The 20,967-nt window shown below is 41.7% G+C and carries 15 protein-coding genes and 1 pseudogene; 12 read left to right on the forward strand and 4 right to left on the reverse strand.

Annotated elements, in window-relative coordinates:
* Window positions 1–909: 909 nt before the first annotated feature.
* The 4 genes and pseudogenes from EDD57_RS00395 to EDD57_RS00410 all read left to right on the forward strand — a co-directional run bounded on the left by EDD57_RS00395 (window position 910) and on the right by EDD57_RS00410 (window position 7,872).
* On the forward strand, window positions 910–5,193 hold the full coding sequence (locus EDD57_RS00395; protein ID WP_131847225.1) for a PolC-type DNA polymerase III: 4,284 nt from the start codon (window positions 910–912) through the stop codon (window positions 5,191–5,193).
* 254 nt (window positions 5,194–5,447) lie between these two features.
* The gene (locus EDD57_RS00400; RefSeq protein WP_165873615.1) at window positions 5,448–5,675 is read left to right on the forward strand and encodes a FeoA family protein; all 228 of its coding nucleotides are present in this window, start codon (window positions 5,448–5,450) and stop codon (window positions 5,673–5,675) included.
* Window positions 5,672–7,673, forward strand: a pseudogene (gene feoB, locus EDD57_RS00405) (ferrous iron transport protein B). The gene EDD57_RS00400 and the pseudogene feoB overlap by 4 nt, the downstream one beginning before the upstream one ends.
* A 28-nt stretch (window positions 7,674–7,701) precedes the next feature.
* Window positions 7,702–7,872 carry a FeoB-associated Cys-rich membrane protein gene (locus tag EDD57_RS00410; protein ID WP_131847229.1) on the forward strand — a complete coding sequence of 57 codons (171 nt, stop codon included), beginning with the start codon at window positions 7,702–7,704 and terminating at the stop codon, window positions 7,870–7,872.
* A gap of 57 nt (window positions 7,873–7,929) precedes the next feature.
* Here EDD57_RS00410 and EDD57_RS00415 read toward each other — a convergent pair whose 3' ends face one another.
* The 3 genes from EDD57_RS00415 to EDD57_RS00425 all read right to left on the reverse strand — a co-directional run bounded on the left by EDD57_RS00415 (window position 7,930) and on the right by EDD57_RS00425 (window position 11,756).
* Window positions 7,930–9,405 (reverse strand): UDP-N-acetylglucosamine 1-carboxyvinyltransferase, encoded by a 1,476-nt coding sequence (locus tag EDD57_RS00415; protein WP_207896774.1) that lies wholly within the window; start codon window positions 9,403–9,405, stop codon window positions 7,930–7,932.
* 117 nt (window positions 9,406–9,522) lie between these two features.
* Window positions 9,523–11,019, reverse strand: coding sequence for a DUF6056 family protein (locus tag EDD57_RS00420; protein ID WP_243649389.1), 1,497 nt, complete (start codon window positions 11,017–11,019; stop codon window positions 9,523–9,525).
* 179 nt (window positions 11,020–11,198) lie between these two features.
* Window positions 11,199–11,756, reverse strand: a complete 558-nt coding sequence (locus EDD57_RS00425) for an O-acetyl-ADP-ribose deacetylase (protein WP_131847235.1) — start codon at window positions 11,754–11,756, stop codon at window positions 11,199–11,201.
* Between the two features lie 221 nt (window positions 11,757–11,977).
* Here EDD57_RS00425 and EDD57_RS00430 point away from each other — a divergent pair, with 221 nt between their 5' ends.
* From EDD57_RS00430 to coaD, 6 genes are all read left to right on the forward strand, one after another.
* Window positions 11,978–12,298, forward strand: a complete 321-nt coding sequence (locus EDD57_RS00430; RefSeq protein ID WP_131847237.1) for a hypothetical protein — start codon at window positions 11,978–11,980, stop codon at window positions 12,296–12,298.
* Window positions 12,299–12,827: 529 nt separating this feature from the next.
* Window positions 12,828–14,345 (forward strand): spore germination protein, encoded by a 1,518-nt coding sequence (locus tag EDD57_RS00435; protein WP_165873616.1) that lies wholly within the window; start codon window positions 12,828–12,830, stop codon window positions 14,343–14,345.
* Complete coding sequence (locus EDD57_RS00440; protein ID WP_131847241.1) at window positions 14,342–15,427, forward strand: GerAB/ArcD/ProY family transporter; 1,086 nt, start codon at window positions 14,342–14,344, stop codon at window positions 15,425–15,427. The genes EDD57_RS00435 and EDD57_RS00440 overlap by 4 nt, the downstream gene beginning before the upstream one ends.
* A gap of 4 nt (window positions 15,428–15,431) precedes the next feature.
* Window positions 15,432–16,559, forward strand: coding sequence for a Ger(x)C family spore germination protein (locus EDD57_RS00445; protein ID WP_165873617.1), 1,128 nt, complete (start codon window positions 15,432–15,434; stop codon window positions 16,557–16,559).
* 90 nt (window positions 16,560–16,649) lie between these two features.
* Window positions 16,650–17,204 carry a 16S rRNA (guanine(966)-N(2))-methyltransferase RsmD gene (gene rsmD, locus EDD57_RS00450; protein ID WP_131847245.1) on the forward strand — a complete coding sequence of 185 codons (555 nt, stop codon included), beginning with the start codon at window positions 16,650–16,652 and terminating at the stop codon, window positions 17,202–17,204.
* A gap of 13 nt (window positions 17,205–17,217) precedes the next feature.
* Entirely contained in the window at window positions 17,218–17,715 is a 498-nt protein-coding gene (gene coaD, locus EDD57_RS00455; RefSeq protein WP_072330282.1) for a pantetheine-phosphate adenylyltransferase, read from the forward strand.
* Between the two features lie 2 nt (window positions 17,716–17,717).
* On the opposite strand, the gene ylbJ is transcribed toward coaD, so the two are convergent.
* Window positions 17,718–18,935, reverse strand: a complete 1,218-nt coding sequence (gene ylbJ / locus EDD57_RS00460; RefSeq protein ID WP_131847247.1) for a sporulation integral membrane protein YlbJ — start codon at window positions 18,933–18,935, stop codon at window positions 17,718–17,720.
* A gap of 128 nt (window positions 18,936–19,063) precedes the next feature.
* Between ylbJ and EDD57_RS00465 the strand changes: the two genes are divergently transcribed.
* Both EDD57_RS00465 and EDD57_RS00470 read left to right on the forward strand, forming a co-directional pair.
* The gene (locus EDD57_RS00465) at window positions 19,064–19,861 is read left to right on the forward strand and encodes a patatin-like phospholipase family protein (protein WP_131847249.1); all 798 of its coding nucleotides are present in this window, start codon (window positions 19,064–19,066) and stop codon (window positions 19,859–19,861) included.
* Window positions 19,854–20,915 carry a SepM family pheromone-processing serine protease gene (locus EDD57_RS00470; protein ID WP_131847251.1) on the forward strand — a complete coding sequence of 354 codons (1,062 nt, stop codon included), beginning with the start codon at window positions 19,854–19,856 and terminating at the stop codon, window positions 20,913–20,915. The genes EDD57_RS00465 and EDD57_RS00470 overlap by 8 nt, the downstream gene beginning before the upstream one ends.
* Window positions 20,916–20,967 lie beyond the last annotated feature (52 nt).

Consider the following 20,967-nt stretch of genomic DNA (forward strand, 5'->3'; position numbering starts at 1 on the left):
TAGTAGGGATTTGTTCCATAGGGATAGTGGATAGTAAGGGTTTTGTTCTAGTAGGTGGATTGGTAGGGTGGAGTTTGTTGATGCTAAGGTTGCGTGATCGAGGGCAGGAGTGTCTATTCGATCACGACTCAAATACCGATCCAGCGGAGAAGTAGAACTGTCCGCTCCGCTATCCTCCGCTGGGGCAGGTGCAAAACTCGCAAAGAACGCTCAAACAAGTTGCACCAAAAGCGCCCCATGCTATGGAAAGCTACGCTAAGTAGGATCGCTAACATCGCCGCAATCGAATAGACACTCCCTCCCCTCATATCAGAAACGATTCATCAATCTTTGGTAGGGCTTTGTTGTAAGCGGGTTTTTCTCGATGACATGATACCGACATTCTTCTGTAAGGGGCTAAATTAAAGATAGAAGTAGTTATCTGGAAAGAAAATACTGTTTTTTATTTTTAACCTCTATTGATGATTGATGAACCAGTAATGGAGTGGAAGAGGGGCATATGTGTTTGTTCTTAGCGATGTTAGTGAGCCTGCTTAGCGTAGTCCTTTGTAGCGAGGGTGTTTTGTGGCAAATGTTTGAGCGGTTTTTGCGAGTTTTTGCCACTTGCCCGAGCGAAGAAGGACGGAGCGGACTTGCTTTTTCACATCCTTGTGGGCTCACTATTGGAGCTGAGAACAGACACATTGCCCCGGGCCAGCTCCATATCTGGCTAGTCAATCACTCACTTATCTCTTCTCTTCTTTCTAATCATCTAATACCTGTCTATAACCCTATAACCCACTACTGAACTCCTCCCTAGCAGGAGTTTTTTATTTTCCACCGTATTTATAGCTGAATCTAGCATTATTTGATAGAATGAAAGACATTGTATAACGGTTGATTACAGAAATAGGGAGTAGGTCAAAAGTCATGTATGATCCGATGATCAACCTTTTTAAGGAAGCAAATTTACCAAGAGAATGGTATACCAACTACTATAAAAACGGACACATATTACGAGTAGAAGTAAGTGAACGACAAAATACATGGGATTTGTTTATGGAGTTTCCTAAACTGGTCCCACTTGAACTTACCCATCAGTTTGCTCAGGCGCTGATGAATCATTATAAAGAATGGACAGTTCAAGTTCATTATCGATATCAATCAATCGACCATCAAGTTGCGTTGCAGCAAGCGAAAACCTTTATTCAAAAACAAATTAATGAAAATCATACACGTTCTGCGGCGGCTTGGTTAGGGAAAGCGGAGTGGGTGCTTCAGGAAAATGAGATTTGCATCCAACTTCCGAATCCAGCTGTTCAAGCAATGGCGGAGAAGTTGCAAATCGCCGATCATGTGGCCCGTTACTACCTGGAGTATACAGGGTGCCAGATGAGAGTTCGATTGGTTAGCGAGCAAAATCAAGCGGATTACCGGACGGAGCTTTTGCAAAAGAGGGCTGAGGAAGAGCAAGTGCTCATCGAACAAGTGATGGAAGCGGAACGAGAACGGGCCGCGACGATGGCGGATATAGCAGAGCCTTCTATAGAAGTTGCTAAAAAGCTAGGAGTACACATCGGAAATGAGTCCGTTCCGATTCAAACTATTCAGGAAGAAGATCGACGGGTAACGGTACAAGGAAAGATTTTTAAAGCGGAGATTCGTGATTTAAAAAGCGGGCGCAAGCTTCTAACTTTCAACATCACGGATTACACGGATTCGATTTCTTGTAAGTGTTTTGCTCGCGATAAGGAGCAAGCACAAGTCTTCCAACAGATTCAAAATGGCGACTGGGTTAAAATCCGCGGTGATGTACAATTTGATACGTTTTCCCGGGAGCTCTGTTTCATGATAAACGACCTCCAAGAAGTTTCGTCTCCTGTACGAAAAGATGATGCAGAGGAGAAACGAATTGAGCTTCATTTACATACATCCATGTCTCCTATGGATGGGTTACTCGCCCCGAGTGATTTTGTAAAAAAGGTAGCAAAGTGGGGGCACAAAGCGGTAGCGATTACCGATCATGGCGGTGTTCAAGCTTTCCCGAAGGCTTACGAAGCGGCTAACGATGCGGGTATCAAGCTGTTATTTGGAATGGAAGCCAACATCGTGGATGATGCAGTGCCTGTAACGATGAATCCACGCCCTACGAATCTAGTAGATGAGACGTATGTGGTATTTGACGTGGAGACGACAGGGCTTTCGGCGGTACACGATGTGATTATCGAGCTGGCAGCGGTCAAAATTCATAACGGAAAAGTGATCGATAAATTTTCTGAGTTTGCCAATCCACATCGTCCACTAGCTCCGAAAATCATTGAACTAACTCATATTACGGATAGTATGCTGGTTGATGCACCTGAAGTAGACGAGGTAGTAGCCAGATTTCTTGATTTTATTGGCGATTGTGTGCTCGTGGCTCATAATGCTCGGTTTGATATGGGCTTTTTACAACAAGCCGCCAATCGAATTAATGGCCCACAAGTGATGAACCCGGTCATCGATACCTTGGAGTTGGGACGTTTTTTGTACCCATCACTAAAAAATCACCGTCTAAATAACTTATCCAAGCACCTGGACGTCCATCTTGAACAGCATCACCGTGCGATTTACGATGCGGAAGCGACTGGGTATGTGTTTTGGAAAATGGCGCAGGAAGCAGAGAAGAGAAAACTATTTACACTGGAAGACTTGAATCAAAACGTAGATTTCATTGATGTGAAACGTTCTAGACCGTACCATGTAATCCTTTTTGCTAAGAACGAACCCGGGCTTTATCATTTATATAAATTGGTTTCGATTGCTCACACAGAGTATTTCTATCGAGTCCCTCGAATTCCACGCAGTAAATTAGAAGAATTCAGGGAAGGCTTAGTGATCGGTTCTGGTTGTGAGAAAGGCGAATTATATGATGCGGCTCTCAATAAGAGCCCTGAAGATGTTGAAAAGCTGGCGGGTTTCTATGATTATCTAGAGATCCAACCGATTGATGTAAATATGCATTTGGTCGAAAAGGGCTTCGTTGCTAGCCCTGAGCAACTGAGAGCGGCTAATCGGCTTATTGTTCAAATGGGAGAGAAGTTAGGGAAGCCAGTAGTAGCGACTTCCAATGCCCATTATTTGAACCCTGAAGAGGCGATTCACCGCACGATTCTGTATCGGAACCTGAGTGGAGGACGATTTACAGACGATCTTTCGCCAGCTCATCTACGGACGACAAACGAGATGTTGCAAGAGTTTTCATATCTAGGTGAGAAGAAAGCAAGAGAAGTGGTAATTACCAATACGCATCTCGTTGCGGATATGATGGAAGAGCTAAAGCCATTCCCGGACGACCTTCATGCACCGAAGCTAGAAGGAGCAGAGGAAGAATTGCGAAGCTCTTGCTACGAAAATGCCGAGGCGAAGTATGGAAGTCCTTTACCTGAGATCGTAGAGGCAAGGCTGGAAAAAGAGCTAAAAAGTATTATTGGAAACGGATTTGCGGTTATTTACATCATCTCTCGTCGGCTCGTTATGAAGTCGAATGAAGATGGGTACTTAGTAGGTTCACGTGGTTCCGTTGGATCCTCCTTTGTGGCGACGATGAGTAACATTACCGAGGTAAATCCTCTCCAACCACACTATGTATGCTCATCTTGTCAGTATAGCGAGTTTATCTTAGATGGTAGTGTAGACTCTGGCTTTGATTTACCAGAGAAAAATTGTCCTAAATGTGGTAAGAAGCTAGATAAAGATGGACAAGATATTCCGTTTGAAACGTTCCTCGGCTTTGAAGGAGATAAAACACCCGATATCGATTTAAATTTCTCAGGTGAGTATCAAGGTCGGATTCACGAATACACCGAGGAATGGCTAGGAAAGCAGTCGATCTTCCGTGCAGGAACCATCGCGACCGTAAAAGAAAAAACAGCGATTGGATATGTGAAGAAATATGCAGAACAACAAGGAAAAAACTTCCGTTTCGCTGAGATCCAGCGTCTAGCAGAGGGATGCGTCGACGTCAAACGGACGACAGGTCAGCATCCCGGTGGACTGATGGTTGTGCCACAAGGAAGCGATGTCTTAAAGTTTACTCCCGTTCAATATCCTGCTGACGATATGAATGCGAAAACAGAGACCACTCATTTTAACTATAAAGCGATTGAAGGGCGACTCTTGAAACTGGACTTGCTAGCCCACCAAGACCCTACCACCTTACGGATGTTACAAGATACGTCTGGGATTGATCCGCTTCATTTACCGCTTGATGACTCTAAGGTGCTTAGCATCTTTAACTCATTAAATGCACTCGGAATTAAACCTGAAAATGTAAATGGAATCAAGGTCGGGACAACCGGAATCCCTGAGTTTGGGACAGGTTTTGTAAGACAGATGCTAGAGGAGACGAGGCCGACTACGTTTTCGGAGTTAGTAAGAATTTCGGGCTTATCACACGGTACAGACGTATGGCTCGGAAATGCGCAAGAATTGGTCAAAAAGGGTCACAAGCTCTCTGAAACCATTTGTACCCGTGACGAGATCATGAGCTATTTGATGTATCAAGGCCTACCGCCGAAGCTTTCCTTCGATATTATGGAGAAAGTGCGGAAAGGAAAGGGCCTCTCTCCTGCATTTGAAGAGGAGATGCGCAACAATAAAGTGCCTGAGTGGTATATTGATTCATGTAAAAAAATCAAGTATATGTTCCCTCGTGCCCATGCCGTTGCCTATGTAACCATGGCCGTGCGGATTGCATGGTACAAAGTGTATCAACCCATTCACTACTATGCCGCCTTTTTCTATCGCATGATCGATGGATTTGACTGTGAAGTGATCTTAAAAGGACCCACTCACGTCGAGCAAACGATGAAAGAAATTAAAGAAAAAGGATTCTCCGCTTCAGCTAAGGAGAAAGGCTTATACACCACGCTCGAGCTGGTGCAAGAGTACTTTGCAAGAGGATTTACATTTAAACCAATTGACATCTATCGCTCCCATGCGACTCAATTTGTCATGGAGGGCGACCAAACCCTCATTCCACCATTTAAATCACTCGAAGGTTTAGGAGAGAGCGTTGCTTATAAAATCATGGAAGCCCGTAAAAACGGGGACTTCCTCTCGATCGACGACTTCCAACAGCGTACCAAGGCGAGTTCGACCACGATTGACTTGCTTAGGACAATGGGGTGCATGGAGGGGCTTCCGCAGAGTAATCAGCTCACTTTGTTTTAAGGAATGCATAATAGGAAAAAAGCGAGGAGCCTACGCTAGTAGACTCCTCGCTTTTGTGTTTATAGTGTATTTTTGGTCTAATAATTAATTTAAAAAAATGATAAATATTTATAAATAAAATATATCCACACTTTTAAAAGTTTATTTTTTAGATGAAAGTAGAGAAAAAACGATCTGAAAAAAACTTTTCTTTTTATCTGATCTATTAGATAATGATTGATAATGAATCTCATTATTGGATGGGAGTGTGCAAGATGACACTATCTGAGTTAGAAGAAGGGCTACAGGCTCGTATCATTGATTTATCGGGTATAAATCCATTAGTTAGACGTAGATTACTTGATTTAGGCATTCTAGAAGGAAGTATGATTCGCTTGATTCATAGACTTCCGTTAAGAGGCGCATTTGCGCTAGAGGTAAATCATCAAGAGTTTGGCCTTCGCTATGCTGAGGCGAAGAGGATTGAGGTTGAAGTCGTATGAAATCGATTGCATTAGCAGGGAATCCGAACACAGGTAAGACTTCCCTTTTTAACATGCTAACGAAGTCCTATGAATATGTTGGGAACTGGACTGGAGTTACGGTAGAAAAGAAAGTAGGTAAGTTAAAAAGCGGGGATGCAGAGTTAGTGGATCTTCCGGGGATTTATTCGTTAAATCCATTGTCTAAAGATGAAGGGGTTTCCATCCATTATCTGATGAATGAAATGCCATCTACGATTATCAATATTGTGGACGGTTCCCTTTTGGAACGAAATCTTAACTTAACAGTTCAACTGTTGGAGTATGGACAGCCACTTTTGATTGGTTTAAACATGGTAGATATAGCTAAAAGTCGGGGAATTCGGATCGATCAGAAGAAGTTAGCAAAATTGCTAGGGGTCCCTGTGGTTCCGATTATTGCTAGAACGGGAAGCGGTTGTGATGAAGTTTTAGATAAACTGGATCAATCTGTATCTCCTTCTACATTTCAGATTGATTATGGAGAAATCATCGAGCAAGCGATTTCAGTGATAGATGCTAGGTTAGAAGCCGACCCTCCATATCATCACAGGTGGTTAGCGATTCAATTTCTCGAAGGAAATCAAGTGGTAAAAGACAAGTTATCAGCTTGGATTCCAGAGGAAGATTTGAATCAGTTATATGATCAAACAGAGAAGAGGATCAAAGATACAGGAGAGTCGCATTCACTTCCTTCTTATATCTACAAAGCACGAAATGAGCGAATTAAAGCAATTATAGGGGACTCGGTTCATGTAGAACAAAATTCTACGACGAATTGGACGGAGAAAATCGACCGAATTCTATTAAATCGATTTCTTGGAATTCCGTTGTTTTTGGCAGTCATGTATCTTGTTTTTCAGTTCACTTTTGACTGGCTGGGCAGTCAAATATCGGATCAACTGGATGGCTTTTTATCAGGACCCGTTTCAGATGGATTAACTTGGCTATTAACAACATGTGGGGCATCATCGTTTATAAAATCAGTTGTACTGGAGGGAATCGTATCAGGTGTGGGGGGAGTTTTAGTTTTCGTACCCCAGATTTTTATTTTGTTTTTCTTTATATCTTGGCTTGAGGATTCAGGCTATATGGCGCGGATTGCATTACTGATGGATCGATTGATGAGCTCTGTGGGTCTAAATGGTAAGGCATTTATTCCGATGATTATTGGATTCGGGTGCAATGTGCCGGGAATTATGGCGGCTCGAACTATTGAGCATCCAAAGGAGAGATTGTTGACTATCCTTCTATCGCCCTTAATGTCATGTTCGGCGAGATTGACTGTGTATGCCCTTTTTGCTGCTGCTTTCTTTAGTAGCCACCAATCATTAATTGTGTTATCTCTTTATGTGCTCAGTATCGTTACTGCTTTATTATTAGCGAAATTATTTTCGTCTACATTCTTAAAACATGAGGATCAGTCTGCTTTTGTGATTGAATTACCTCCTTATCGGGTTCCACAATGGCGCATTTTGCTAAGAAGTACGTGGGAAAAGGGAAAGGGGTTTGTTCGAAAGGCAGGAACCTTTATTTTTGGAGGTTCTGTCGTGATCTGGTTACTGAGCTACTCGGGCCCAAGTGGCTTTGATGTAGAGATGAACCAAAGTTTTCTTGCGATCATTGGCAATGCGATTGCACCGCTTTTTGATCCAATTGGCTTTGGGAATTGGCAAGCAGGAGCTTCACTTCTCACGGGCTTTCTAGCTAAAGAAGTAGTGGTTTCTACGATGAATATTAATGACGCCTGACGATGCAGCTCTTCAAGGAGTATTAGGTCAATTTTTTACACCTTTACAGGCATATAGCTTTATGGCTTTTATTCTTCTTTACGTTCCTTGCCTTGCGACGGTCGCAGTTATTCAAAAAGAGACGATGTCAAAAAAATGGACCTGGTTTTCCATTGTGTATGCTCTCATTGTTGCATATGGGATCTCTCTCGTGATCTATCAAGGAGGACGTCTCCTGGGATTCCATTAGAAATTATGTGTGAGAATAGAGGGATAAAATGATTGCAAATCTACTGATTGGCATTCTCATTTTCGGATATGCGGGATGGACTATCATGCGTTTTGTACGAAAGTCAAAGCAAGGAAAGTGTGCGACATGCAGTTTGAATAAACGTTGTAGCTCAGTATGCAATGATTCACAAGATCAAAGTCATAAGACATTCGCATAACTGGATATAAAAAAGGAGGATTCAAGGTTTTGTAGCTCTGAATCCTCCTTTTTTCAATTAATTCCCACCAAATATCTCAATCTCAGCACCAAGTAAGTTTAAACGACTTACCAAGTCTTCGTAACCACGGGCGATAGAGTAGGTGTTGCGCAGGGTTGAGGTACCCTTTGCTGCAAGCATCCCTAGCAGAATCACAACAGAAGGCCGAAGTGCGGGCGGACAGATCACTTCAGCGCTCTTCCATCTTGTTGGTCCTTCAATATAGACTCGATGTGGATCAAGCAATTCAACCTTTGCATTTAGCTTGGTTAGCTCGGTTAAGTAAATAGCACGGTTTTCGTATACCCAATCGTGTACCAACGTGCGTCCATGAGCGGTCGCGGCAATACAAGCAAAGAACGGCAAGTTATCGATATTGATTCCTGGGAATGGCAGAGGATGAACTTTGTCCTTCGGCGCAGTTAGCTCGGATGGCTTGATCTCCAGATCTACAAGTCGTGTGTAGCCATTATGGGCAACGTATTCTTCACTCAGCTCATACTGGAGTCCCATTTCTTCAAGTAGGAGTAGCTCGATCTCTAGGAATTCGATTGGGACTCGGCGTATTGTGATCTGCGATTTGGTAACGATGCCCGCAGCTAGTAAACTCATAGCCTCGATCGGGTCTTCACTAGGATAGTATTCTACGTTTTGATTGATGCTTTCTACTCCGGTTACTTTGAGCGTCGTGGTTCCGATTCCCTCGATCTTGACGCCGAATTGTTGTAAGAATAGGCATAGGTCTTGAACCATGTAGTTAGGACTCGCGTTACGGATGATGGTGGTCCCTGTAGAAAGGGCAGCCGCCATGAGGATATTTTCTGTTACGGTGTCTCCACGCTCGATCATGACAATCGGCTTTTTCGGCTGGCGAGGCTTCACATGTGCTTTATATAGACCGTTTTGCGAAGCATCTACTTCTAATCCAAAGTGTTTTAATCCGTCAAGATGCGGCTTAACGGTACGCTTTCCTAAATTACATCCACCGGCATAAGGGAGTTCGAAGTTAGTGAATACATGTAGAAGTGGTCCTAGAAACATAATAATAGACCTTGTTTTTCGAGCTGCTTCCATATTTATATTTTCAATGAGTAATCGCTCAGGAGGCTTGATCTCTAAGTCATTTAGGTTATTAAGCCACTTTATCTGAACCCCCAAGCTCGTAAGAACTTCAATAATCCGATTAACCTCTTCTATACGTGCTAAGTTTCGCAGGGTCGTGGTACCCTTGTTTAGCAATGAAGCGCAGAGTAGTCCAACGGCTGCATTTTTACTGGTTTTTACTTCAATTTCACCTGAAAGTGGTTTCCCACCATGGACACGAATATTTAAGGTGTGAGGGTTTTCTTGTTGGCCTAGCTCCTGTTGTTCCTTATATAGTAAGCCACTAATTTGTGTAAGCATATCCACACTTAGATTTTGTCTATTATGTTCCATTTGGCTCATTATCTGATCAAATAATTGTTCTGATTCACTCTTTATCTGGTTTGGCACTATAAATGCCTCCTTTTGTAATAGATAAATATGAGATTTGCTATTACGATATGATAAGAAGTATATCATTTCTAAAGCGTATTTGTTGATCCACTACTACTTTACACAAATCGTACACTATTTCGTTTGAAAGAGTATCTCCACTGATTTATCGATTCGATAATAATCCCGATACGCTTGCAGAGCCCAAGAGTAATCCTTAACCTCATAGCCAGCGTATTGTTTGTTTTGTAGGAGCGGTAGGGTTATGGTAGTGTTTTTTTGTCCTTTGTACTGTGCCATGATTCTCTCTCGTTCTAGATGAATCTTTGCGTTTAGCTGATATTCTCGTAAGGTAAACGTGATATTGATTAGCGCACAGATTACCAATATCCAGACAACAGGGACATGAAAAACTCGAAAATGAATTCTAGACCACAACAAGATGATTAAACAGATTGCAAATGGAATGGCCGGAAAGGCAATACGTCCTCCAAAGGTAGAGGGAGTGAAGATCATAATCAGATTCATCAGCATAAACCCAAGAGCCAGCACAAGATAGAAATGATTTTTTTCTTTCCAACTGATATAAGCATGTAGCCCAATAATAGAGATGGCGGTAAACAGTCCGATACCAATGGTTACAAGGTGGTTCCCTGAGAGGAATAATGCGATTTCCTGGGTATTAAAAAATGGGATAGAAAGAATAAACGGGATGAGTGGGACGCAGATAAATAAACCGAAATAGGCTTTTTTTGAAATCTGGTAACATAGGATAGCTGACATAATGACTACGAAGATCATGAAAATCGATTGTTGATAGAGAAAAAAGTGTAATACCTCAGGTAATGTCTTTTTTATTTTGGCAAAAAAAGAAAGTTGATTGTACGCTTCTAAGCCGGGCATCTGGGCTCGTAACCTTGGACCTGGTGCTAAAAATAAGAAGAGAGTCCCGATGAAATAGGAGGCAAGAAGCAACCAGTCCCATACCCGAATTTTGTTTTTAAGCCTTTTTTGTTTTGCAAGCCATATGCTGACTAGCAGAAGTCCAATGGCAGAAATCTGCTCTTGTGACCAACCCGCTAGAAATGAACTAAGTAACACGAGCCCATATTTCCACTGGGCTGTAATCGGTTCTCCGAAGTCTTGTTTTCGAAAGTAGATCAGGGTAATGAATAAAAAAATCATGGGATATACATAGTTAAATGCCCCCGTTGCATATGCAAGAGTTTGTTTGAAAATAACGATATGTATAAAGAAGAATAGAGATGTCGTAAGAGTAGTAAGTACAAGGTCTTTTCTTTGTGGAAATCGAACAAATACGAGATAAAATATCGCATAAGCAAGAGTCGTTACGAGTATCGGATTCATCCATCTCCAAAGCTCGATCCCGTCCAGTACAGTAAGGATGGTTAAAATGTTTACGATGAATCTCCCGTTGAAGTTAAAATAATCGTGAAGTTGAGTTTGGATTATTTGAGATAACGTTACAGGGTTATCATAGATATGGGGCTCTAATCCCAGATATGTCGCATAACGTAGGTCGTCCCCGTACAGAAACGTAAATTGGTTAATCCCCCATATTCCGAAGAAAAGGATCAGAAAAGGGAGGTGCCCTATGTAGCGTTGTACCATTGTCACTATATGAGGTCTCCTTATTAAAGTAGTGATTTTCAGTAGTATACACTATTTTGTAAGAATAAATATTTTGTAATGTATGGTTTTTTGTATATTTTGATGGTTTTTTGGTAATAAAAGCGCCTTCTACGGCTAGACATAACTAGCATAGAAGGCTGAGTGTTTATAATAAAAAATTACATATTTAATTTCAATATTTCTATGTTTTGGTGGTAAATTTGGTAAGATTCATCATCAAATAGAATAAAACGAACTTCTTCCAATGCCCCCTCGTGCTCTCGAATAAAGTCCAATGTGGTTGTTAGTGCAATTTCCGAGGCTAGATTTTTCGGGAAACGATAAATGCCCGTACTGATTGCTGTAAAAGAGATTGTTTTCGCTTGATGTTCGGTTGCTAGAAGTAAGCTATTTCGATATGTATGCGAAAGAAGTTCCTCTTCCTTTTTTTGCCCTCCATTCCATACAGGACCTACGGCATGAATGACATAATTCGCTGGTAGGTTACCAGCTCTCGTAATCACTGCCTCGCCCACTTTACAACCGCCCTGTCGTGCCCGTATTTTCTGGCAATCCTCTTTTAGCTCGGATCCACCTATGCGATGGATGACTCCATCTACCCCGCTCCCACCTAGTAAACTAGTGTTAGCAGCATTTACGATAACATCTACACGCTCTTCGATAATGTCTCCTTTTACTATAGTCAGGTAGGTGTTTTCTATTTTTACTTGAAACATGAGTTTGACTCCTTTGCAGTATTTAGATATCTCTTATCATAACACGCCATACATGTTTCATTTGTAGACTGATCTTCTGATATCTCATGATCCATACTCATCCATCTTAATGTGCCTGTTTTTTAGATCGTATCTAGAACTGGGGCTAGTGTTGTTACGCTAGAGCTGTTTTTGAATAGGATAGATACGACACTAGAAGATTTACACAAGGAGGATGGTTTATGCACGTAGGAGCATATCAGGATCCGTTGTACAAAGAGGTTTCGCATCTCGTCAATTCTACGACGGGAAGAAAAGCGGTTAGTGCAAGTCGTCTGCAAAAGTTGGTGATGGAGGCAAAATATGTGCGGAGAACGCAGGGAACCATGGGACTCATGAATTATGCCCAACGACTCCCTTACCAGTTTCTCTCCACCAATGAGATTGAAATGTTAAGACGGTCACCGAAATACAGAGAGTTTTCTCATCGTGTTATCGATTTATTTGTAAGAGAGGGTGTCATTTCGCAGTTCGAGGCGATGATGCTAAGACGTGCTGTGTAGTTACACTTCATAACAAAAAATCTGTAGCTTAGTGGATGATACAGCTGAAAGAAGCCTTGAAAACACTATGTTTTTAGAGCCTTCCGAAACTATATATCCACATACTAAAACCCGTAGTATATCCATCCTACGGGTTTTTTGAGCACAAAAAAAGAGCTCGCGTTGACAGTTCGCGAGCCAATCGTATCTTCCATGACGAAGATACTTTATGGGAGAGGAGAAACCGGAGGAAGAACTTATGGGGAAATGTAAGTCTTCTCCGCGGTTAGACAGCGTCCACAAAATGAATGCTGTCCCTAGCTATTGTTACCAGTAGTGTTCGTTTTATACACAATATTTTTTCCAATATCACGAGAAAGTAAAAACGGAACCCCATTTGTATCAAGGGATCATGTTCTTTTTTGATGAAACAGACTTTTCCCAATCCCTATCAGCTTATTATTTAGCAGGCCTGTAGATAGATGGTATATTGTCCCATCTTTCAGGTTAAAGTAATACCGAAAAAATTTACTCGTTAGGAGGACGTAACTTGAAAAGGATCAGGAGAAAAGCAAGAATCCCTCATTTTGAAAAGAGCTTATCTTTTAGTCCAGAAGCAAAAGATGTGTCTCCTTCGGTAAAAGAGAATATAGATTACATAAAAGAGCAATTGTTTAATACAGACGATATTTTAGAGCGTGACATTTATTTCGATGATCGTCAGGGAAAGTTGATTTTTTTAGAAACATTATCGGACAAACATTTAATCATGGAATCGATCATCAAACCTCTTGAGCGAGCGAAGGTTGGAGTGGTTGAACATGTGATCACATCCTCGGGTTTTGAGGTAGGAGAGAGTCTAGATAAAGCGATTTCTTGGATTATATCAGGAAAAAGCTTATTGTTTTTAGAAGGAATTCCGGAAATGTATGTATGCGAGACTGGCTTAGTAATCAAGAGAGATGTTAGAGAACCTGATAATGAGGGGATTGTACGGGGATCACATGATGGATTTATTGAAAATTTAATCACAAATTTACATATGATTCGTAATCGGATTGAGAATCCTAATTTAGTGGTTCAATATTTTACTCTAGGAAAAAAAAGTGATACCAAAGTCGCCTTAGTATACATGAAGAACTTAGCAAAGGAGGAGCTGATTGACGAAGTAGCACGGCGACTCAACTTAATTCCTACTGATTTTATTCTCTCACCCGGCTTTATTGGAGAATACATTGAGGATGATACATACTCTCCGTTCCCACAATTATTGTATACAGAAAGACCAGACCGGACCATTGCGTACATAATGGAGGGTCGGTTTGCTATTTTGTCAGAAGGGAATCCGACTGCCATTATTGCACCTGTTACCCTGTTTTCTTTTTATCAATCACCCGATGACTACCATTCCAGATGGATGTTTGGCTCATTGATTCGCACCATTCGATTTGCGAGCTTTTTGATCGCTTTTATTTTACCAGGATTATATATTTCAGTCGTTACGTTTCATCCGGAGGTCCTTCCAATTGAACTTATTTACTCTGTTAAAAGCTCTATCGAAAGAGTTCCGTATCCCTCTTTGATTGAGGCGTTCTTTATGGAATTAACTCTAGAGCTGATCCGAGAGGCAGGGATTCGGTTGCCCACTAGGGTGAGCCAGACTATTGGGATTGTAGGTGGACTTGTAATTGGAGACTCCGTTGTGCAAACGGGGTTAGTATCCTTGCCGATGATTATTGTAGTAGCGTTAACAGCAATATCTGCTTTTGTTGTTCCATCGCATGAACTAAGCTCAACCGTAAGGCTTCTGCGGTTTCCTCTTATGATCGCGGCCGCGATGTTCGGATTTATCGGGATGGCAGCAGGACTTTTTCTGATCTTTACTCACTTAGCTAAGCTAGAAACGTTCGGGAATCCATACTTTTCACCGTTTATGCCCTTTAAACTAAAAGGCTTTAAAGATACCTTTATCCGATTCCCTCTCTGGCATTTGAATAAAAGTACCAAAGACTCTACTCCGGACGAGCGCAATTCAGAAAAAGCAATCCTTGGGGAGGGGAGGAAATGAATTATTCTGTAAAAGATAAAATTACGCCAAACCAATTTCTATTTTTTATTCTACAGACCCAGTTGGGTGTAGGTATCTTGTCCTTAGCTCACCAAATCCATAAAGATGCAAAAGGCGGAGCTTGGATTTCGGTCCTCATTGGTGGGCTTATTTCTCAAATTATGATTGTCATTTTTTGGGTTCTTCTTAAGAGAAATAAAGCTTCAAACTTTTTGCAAGCTATGGAAAAGCTAGTAGGGAAAATTACAGCAAAAGGTTTAGTGATTGGTTATAGTTGCTTCTATGCGCTCGTAACGGTTCTTGAATTGTCAGAGTATATAAGAATCATGACGAAATGGGTGTTCCCTGAAACCCCTGTTTGGATTAACATCCTGATTGTCGCAACTGCTGCGGTGTATCTGGCAAAAGAATCGCTGAGAGTTATTTCTCGTATGTATTTATTTGTAAGCTTCCTCATTTTTCCGCTTGTTATTTTTACTATCTTTGGATTTAAAAATGTTCATTTTACTTATCCCATGCCTTTTCTTGAAGAGGGATGGTTAGGTATTTTTAAAGGTGCTAACTTGTCTTTCTTTTATTTTTTGGGTTATGAAGCTATGTTGCTAACTTATTTTGCAGTGGAAGGATCGGATAAAGACAAACTGAAGGCGGCTTCTTTAGGGAATCTTTTCGTGACGCTGGTGTATACGTTTACTACTTATGTGTGCCTCATTTCATTTGCCCCAAACGAGTTGCCTTTGGTTCCAGAGCCCGTGCTATATGTGTTGAAATCGTACTCCCTTCATGTGGTTGAACGGATTGATTTGTTATTTTTATCTATTTGGATGGTTAGTGTCACTACATCTGTTTGTAGCTTTGTCTATCTTTCATCCATTGGAGTAGCGCAATTATGCAAAGCAAAGAATCATAAGAAATTTGTATATTGGATAGCGGCTGTCTGCTGTATTGGTACTACTTTTACGCTTACTCCTCATCGAGGTGAGATGTTGGATGATTTTATTAAAATATTAAGTTACGGCTTTGTATTTGCGATACCTATTCTTCTGCTCATTATCTCATTATTTAGGGGAAGGGAGAGTTGACTTAGTGAATTCTTTAACTGTAAAAAAGGCCTTGTCAGTCTGTTTTTGTATTCTTTCTCTGTTTATATTACCGGGTTGTTGGGATCAAGATTTATTAAAGACGGCAGATCTGGTTTATATCACAGCGTTTGACCAAACTCCTGAAGGTCGATTAAAAATGACGATTGGCATTCATGATATTCCTGCGGGTCAAGGTGATAAGCCGATTTGTCAAACTTATACGGCAGAAGGAGATTCTACGAGGAGTCTGCGTAATGCATTAGACCGGCAAACTTCAGGCAATTTTCGTACCTATAAAACAAGGGTTTTGTTATTCAGCGGTAAGGAAGCACAGGAAGATCTCTATCCTTTACTCGATTCCATCTACCGTGATCCCAAAGCAGCACTTGATGCTAGGATGGCGGTTGTGGAAGGGGAGGCAGGAGAGCTAGTAAATTTAAAAGAGCTAAAAGGAACGTTAATTGGTCGATTTTTTGAAGAACTCCTTTTAGGTGGTGAGAAGACTACCTTAATTCCTAGGACTACTGTTCAGTCAGTCTGCTCGACTATGTTAGATCCAGGGGAAGATTTTGGTTTGCCTTATATTACGAACAAGGACGGGGCAATATCCCTCTCTGGAATTGCGATGTTTCATAACAATTCTTATACAAATACACATCTATCAGTAGAGGAAGCTACTTTATTTTTAGTTCTAAAGAACAAGCTAGGGGATAAAGGCGCCCTATTTAGAGAAATATCTATGGATGATAAGAAAGTAAGTTTGATGTTTGATATAAGAGATGAACACCGTAACTTTGACGTAGGAGTAACGGAGGATGGAAAAATAAAAGTTGATCTACAAGTAAAAATTAAAATAGCGATAACGGAATTACAAACGGAAATAGGAAGCGACTATGCTTCTATGAAAAAATTGGAAAAAGCACTTAGTGAGGACCTTACACGGATGTCTAAGCAAGTGATTGCAAAGATGCAAAAGAGTGGTTTTGATGGTTTCGGGATAGGGAGGCAATTAATAGCACACCACTTTTCATATTGGAAGAAAGTAGAGAAAGACTGGGGTGATCTTTATAAAACGGTACAAATAGAGCCACGAGTAGAAGTGGAAACCATTCACAAGGGAATTATTAATTAGTAAAGAGCAAGAAGAGAGTTGCTGGACTCGCTATTATTATCTTGGTAGGATAAAAATGTTATTTTACGATCAAGAAATGAGGTGAGTGTGATGAGGATTATTGCGGGTGACGCTCGTGGTGGGAGGTTAAAGATGGTTCCTGGAAAGCATGTTCGACCTACTGCAGACCGAGTCAAAGAGTCATTGTTTTCGGTGATAGGTCCTTTTTTCGATGGAGGAAAAGGGCTTGATCTGTTTGCGGGAACGGGCGCTCTCGGTCTAGAGGCGTTAAGTCGCGGCTTGGATCATGTAACATTTGTGGATGATGCCCGTGCTAGTGTGGATACCGTAAAGGAAAACGTTAGGTTGACGAAAATGACTGATCGCGCTACGCTAATCAAGCGTGATGCACGGACATATGTGAAAACGCTTGCAGATCAAGAGAAATATACTGTTATTTTCTTAGACCCGCCTTATCATGAGGGTTTTTATGAGACGATACTGACGTGTATTGGCGAGAAGGAATTGCTTACCGATGAGGGAACGCTTGTGGTGGAGCATCCTTCTAAGCTTGAGATGCCAGGAAAGATAGCAGGCTTGTCTGTCTATCGTCAGTTATCTTATGGAGATACAGCGATCACATTGTACGAATACAGCCAGACTTGATGGAGGACAAGCTATGAAAGTTGCCGTATATCCAGGAAGCTTTGACCCCATTACATACGGACATCTTGATATTATCCAACGGGGCGCAAAAGTGTTTGATAAGATTATTGTAGCTACACTTGTGAACTCGGCAAAGAATCCCTTGTTTTCGACTGATGAGCGTACTAGTATGGTTCGGAAAGCGGTAAGTGGGATTCAAGATTGTGAGATCGAGGTCGATCACTTTGATGGTTTATTAGTGGATTATGTGAAGAAACGGCAAGCAAATGTGATTTTACGTGGGTTGCGGGCGATCTCTGATTTTGAGTACGAATTACAGATTGCATCGGTCAATCGAATTATCAGCGACGAAGTGGAAACCTTATTTTTTATGTCGAATAATAAGCATTCATTTATTAGTTCTTCTATGGTTAAAGAAATTGCTCGCTATGGTGCAGAGACCAAAGAGCTGGTCCCTGACTTTGTAGCACAGATGTTACGAGAAAAGTTTGGTCATACGAAAACCCGCTAGTTCTATAACCGGCGGGTTTTCTTGTATAGTTTATATACCCAAAAGATGATGAAAAACAAGCAAAAATAGTGCCAGAAGGTCCAAGAGTTTTCCTGCATAGGAAGATGTTGTACCCAAGCAAAGGCAGGTGCTACGGTTGGTTGATCTTGTAACCATGGTTGCATGGGAATGTATAGAAGCCATGTTGCGGCACAAGCTAAGGTACCATGAAGTATTTTTGCAAAGAAATATGGTTTATAACTAATATCAGTACGACTTAGCAGGCTCGCAACTTGTGCATGAATGGATAATCCGTTCCATCCGATAAAAAAGCTGACCACAGATAGTTTGATTAATAGCGGAATAGGTATGGAAGTTTCGCTTATGACCTGAGATCCGATGGTCATCTCGAAGATTCCGGCGATAAACGGATGATGAAGAGAGTCTGGAAGTTGAAATAGGGAAAACAGGAAACCTAGGAGATGTGTTAAGAAAGTGGTAATCCCAATAAAGGTGAGTAGGTGTACCAATACCGAAAAAATGATAATAAATCCACCGATCATTAGGAGGGTTTGGACGGCGCTGGTGACCGCTTCTCCTAATAGCTGACCAATAGGCCTTCCATCGTTTAGCCTGGCATGATGCATGGCTCTAAGAGCTCGGATGAGGATATTAGCACGACGTCTATCTAGTCGTGGGGTCATAGGTGCATTTTTCTGATAGAAACGCATACAGATTCCTACGATGATAGCAGATCCATAGTGAGCGATGGCGAGTAGGACACCGAGCGAGCTATTTTCAAAGAACCCTACAGAGACTGCGCCAAAGATAAAAAGAGGTCCTGCTGTGGTGGTAAAGGAAACGAGTCTTTCTGCTTCTGCTTTGCTGATCAGTTTATCTTCACGTAAGCGAGTGGTTAGCTTGGCTCCCATCGGGTTTCCAGAGATGAGACCTACTGCCATGACAAAAGCTCCCGCTCCTGGTACTCGAAACAAAGGTCTCATAAGGGGTTCGAGTAGTACGCCAAGCAGATGAACGACACCGAATCCCATTAAAATCTCGGCTGTGATAAAAAAAGGTAATAAAGCAGGAAATACGACTTCCCACCATATTTTCAGTCCGCGGAGAGACGCCTGAAAGGACTCATCAGGGTATTTCATCAAGACAATCGCAAAGATACACACACCAGAAGCAAGAAGGATAGATTGTAGTTGCTTCCGGGGGAGAAGGGTTCGAATCATTGGTCATTCTCTCCTCATCGACACTTCGGTCCCTAAATATGTATGGATGTCTTCCTTTGTTTAGACCGGTTTGTCCGAGTAAGAATGCAAATTTTCCTTTTATCATAGAGTGGAAGGAGCGATCCAATATGTCTGGACGCCCCGTTATAGGCTTGGCGTTAGGTGCTGGTGGAGCAAGGGGATTTGCACATATTGGTGTGCTGAAAGTGTTAGAGGAAGAGAGAATTCCAATCGATTTGATCGCAGGAAGTAGCATGGGCAGCTTTGTAGGGGCTTGTTATGCAAATGGATGCAGATTATCGTTGATGGAAGGGTTAGCAGTTCACTTTAAACGTAAGATTTGGCTGGATTATAAGATTCCTGGCATGGGTTTTATAAGTGGTCGACGGGCGCATGAAGTGATTCGCTTGCTAACTCATCGGAAGCGGATTGAAGAATTTCCGATTCCACTAGCTGTCGTCGCAACGGATTTGGCTTCAGGAGAAAAGGTTGTGTTTCGTGAGGGCCCTGCCGCTGATGCGATTCGAGCAAGCATTTCAATCCCGGGTGTTTTTGATCCTGTAAATATAGAAAATCGCCTTTTAGTAGATGGAGGAGTGGTAGATCGGGTGCCTGTTAGTGTGGTACAAGAGATGGGAGCCGATCTGGTAATTGCGGTAGATGTGTTTGCGAAGGTTGAACAGGTGAAAATAAGAAATATTATTGATGTGATCGCACAAACTCTTGATATTATGGAGAGAGAATTGTTGCGAAGGTATACATATCAGGCTGACGTTACGATTCGGCCTAAGGTGCAAGATATCAGTTCGACTGCATTTACAAAAGTAGAAGAGTGCATTCGTTATGGGGAGGAAGCTGCCCGAGAGCAGATTCCGTTGGTAAAAAAATTGATTGCAGAATGGCGAGGAGACAAGAAAGATGTTTAAACGAAACTATAAAGGTCGTATCTTTTTTGGTATTTTAGCATTTCTGATCTTGATCGGGATTTTGGGTACTCCGATTGCCTCGCTTCCCTATTATGTGATGGAGCCAGGTTCCGCAGAAGACGTTGCACCCTTTGTAAAGGTGGATGAGAAACCTGCTAAGCACGGAGAGGGAACTTTTTATCTAACAACGGTTGGAGTAGGGAAAGCAACGGTATTAGATTGGGTTTGGGCCCAGTATTCACATGAACTAGAGTTAATTCCGGAGAAAGAGATGTTGATCAATGTTAAAAATGATGAAGAGTATCAACGTCAACAAAAAGAAAATATGTTGGAATCACAAAATGCTGCCTTAATTGCTGCTTTTAAAGAGGCAAAAAAGCCGATGAAAGTTGAGTATTTGGGTGTGGAAGTGTTTTCTGTTCGCAAGGAAAATGGGTTTCAGGTAGGGGATCTCATTACGGCAATCGATGGACAGCCAATTTTGCGTAAAGAAGATTTGTTTGCTTATCTCGAGAAGAAGAAGATCGGGGATCGAGTAAAAGTGAAGTTCCAACGAACGAATACAAAAGATCCGATCGAAAAAGAAATTGTGTTAGCGGATGTGGCTGAGCCGCAAGAAGGACAGAAGCGGGCGGGACTAGGCATCTACCCATTGACAAGGGAAAAAGTGAGTACTACCCCTTCGATTAAGATAGAAGCTGGCGAGATCGGGGGGCCATCTGCTGGATTGATGTTTACACTTACGGTATATGATCAGCTGACAGAAGGTGATCTGACGCATAGTATGAAAATTGCCGGGACAGGCACGATGAATAGTGAAGGAAAAGTAGGTCAAATTGGTGGTATTCAGTATAAGGTGAGGGCTGCGGATAAGAAAGGGGCTGAGATTTTCTTTGCTCCTAAAGATACACAGCCCACGGATGAAAATGAAAAAATAGCCCTTCAAGCAGCCAAAGAAATTAAAACGAAGATGAAAATTGTACCAGTAGCTACCTTTCAAGAAGCGCTTCAGTATTTACAAAGCCAAGAAAAATCATCACAAAAGGCGAGCTAACATTGACACAATTATACGGATGTCATATAATAAGCCTGTTTTCACGCGAGGA

Origin of the sequence: Baia soyae (assembly GCF_004341445.1) — a bacterium.
GTDB classification, from domain to species: Bacteria; Bacillota; Bacilli; order Thermoactinomycetales; family Thermoactinomycetaceae; genus Baia; species Baia soyae.

Coding starts and splice junctions, on each gene's coding strand:
- EDD57_RS00400 (WP_165873615.1), top strand. CDS start 5,448: ATGACACTATCTGAGTTAGAAGAAGGGCTACAGGCTCGTATCATTGAT.
- EDD57_RS00430 (WP_131847237.1), top strand. CDS start 11,978: ATGCACGTAGGAGCATATCAGGATCCGTTGTACAAAGAGGTTTCGCAT.
- rsmD (WP_131847245.1), top strand. CDS start 16,650: ATGAGGATTATTGCGGGTGACGCTCGTGGTGGGAGGTTAAAGATGGTT.
- EDD57_RS00420 (WP_243649389.1), bottom strand. CDS start 11,019: ATGGTACAACGCTACATAGGGCACCTCCCTTTTCTGATCCTTTTCTTC.
- coaD (WP_072330282.1), top strand. CDS start 17,218: ATGAAAGTTGCCGTATATCCAGGAAGCTTTGACCCCATTACATACGGA.
- ylbJ (WP_131847247.1), bottom strand. CDS start 18,935: ATGATTCGAACCCTTCTCCCCCGGAAGCAACTACAATCTATCCTTCTT.
- EDD57_RS00395 (WP_131847225.1), top strand. CDS start 910: ATGTATGATCCGATGATCAACCTTTTTAAGGAAGCAAATTTACCAAGA.
- EDD57_RS00425 (WP_131847235.1), bottom strand. CDS start 11,756: ATGTTTCAAGTAAAAATAGAAAACACCTACCTGACTATAGTAAAAGGA.
- EDD57_RS00410 (WP_131847229.1), top strand. CDS start 7,702: ATGATTGCAAATCTACTGATTGGCATTCTCATTTTCGGATATGCGGGA.
- EDD57_RS00470 (WP_131847251.1), top strand. CDS start 19,854: ATGTTTAAACGAAACTATAAAGGTCGTATCTTTTTTGGTATTTTAGCA.
- EDD57_RS00465 (WP_131847249.1), top strand. CDS start 19,064: ATGTCTGGACGCCCCGTTATAGGCTTGGCGTTAGGTGCTGGTGGAGCA.
- EDD57_RS00440 (WP_131847241.1), top strand. CDS start 14,342: ATGAATTATTCTGTAAAAGATAAAATTACGCCAAACCAATTTCTATTT.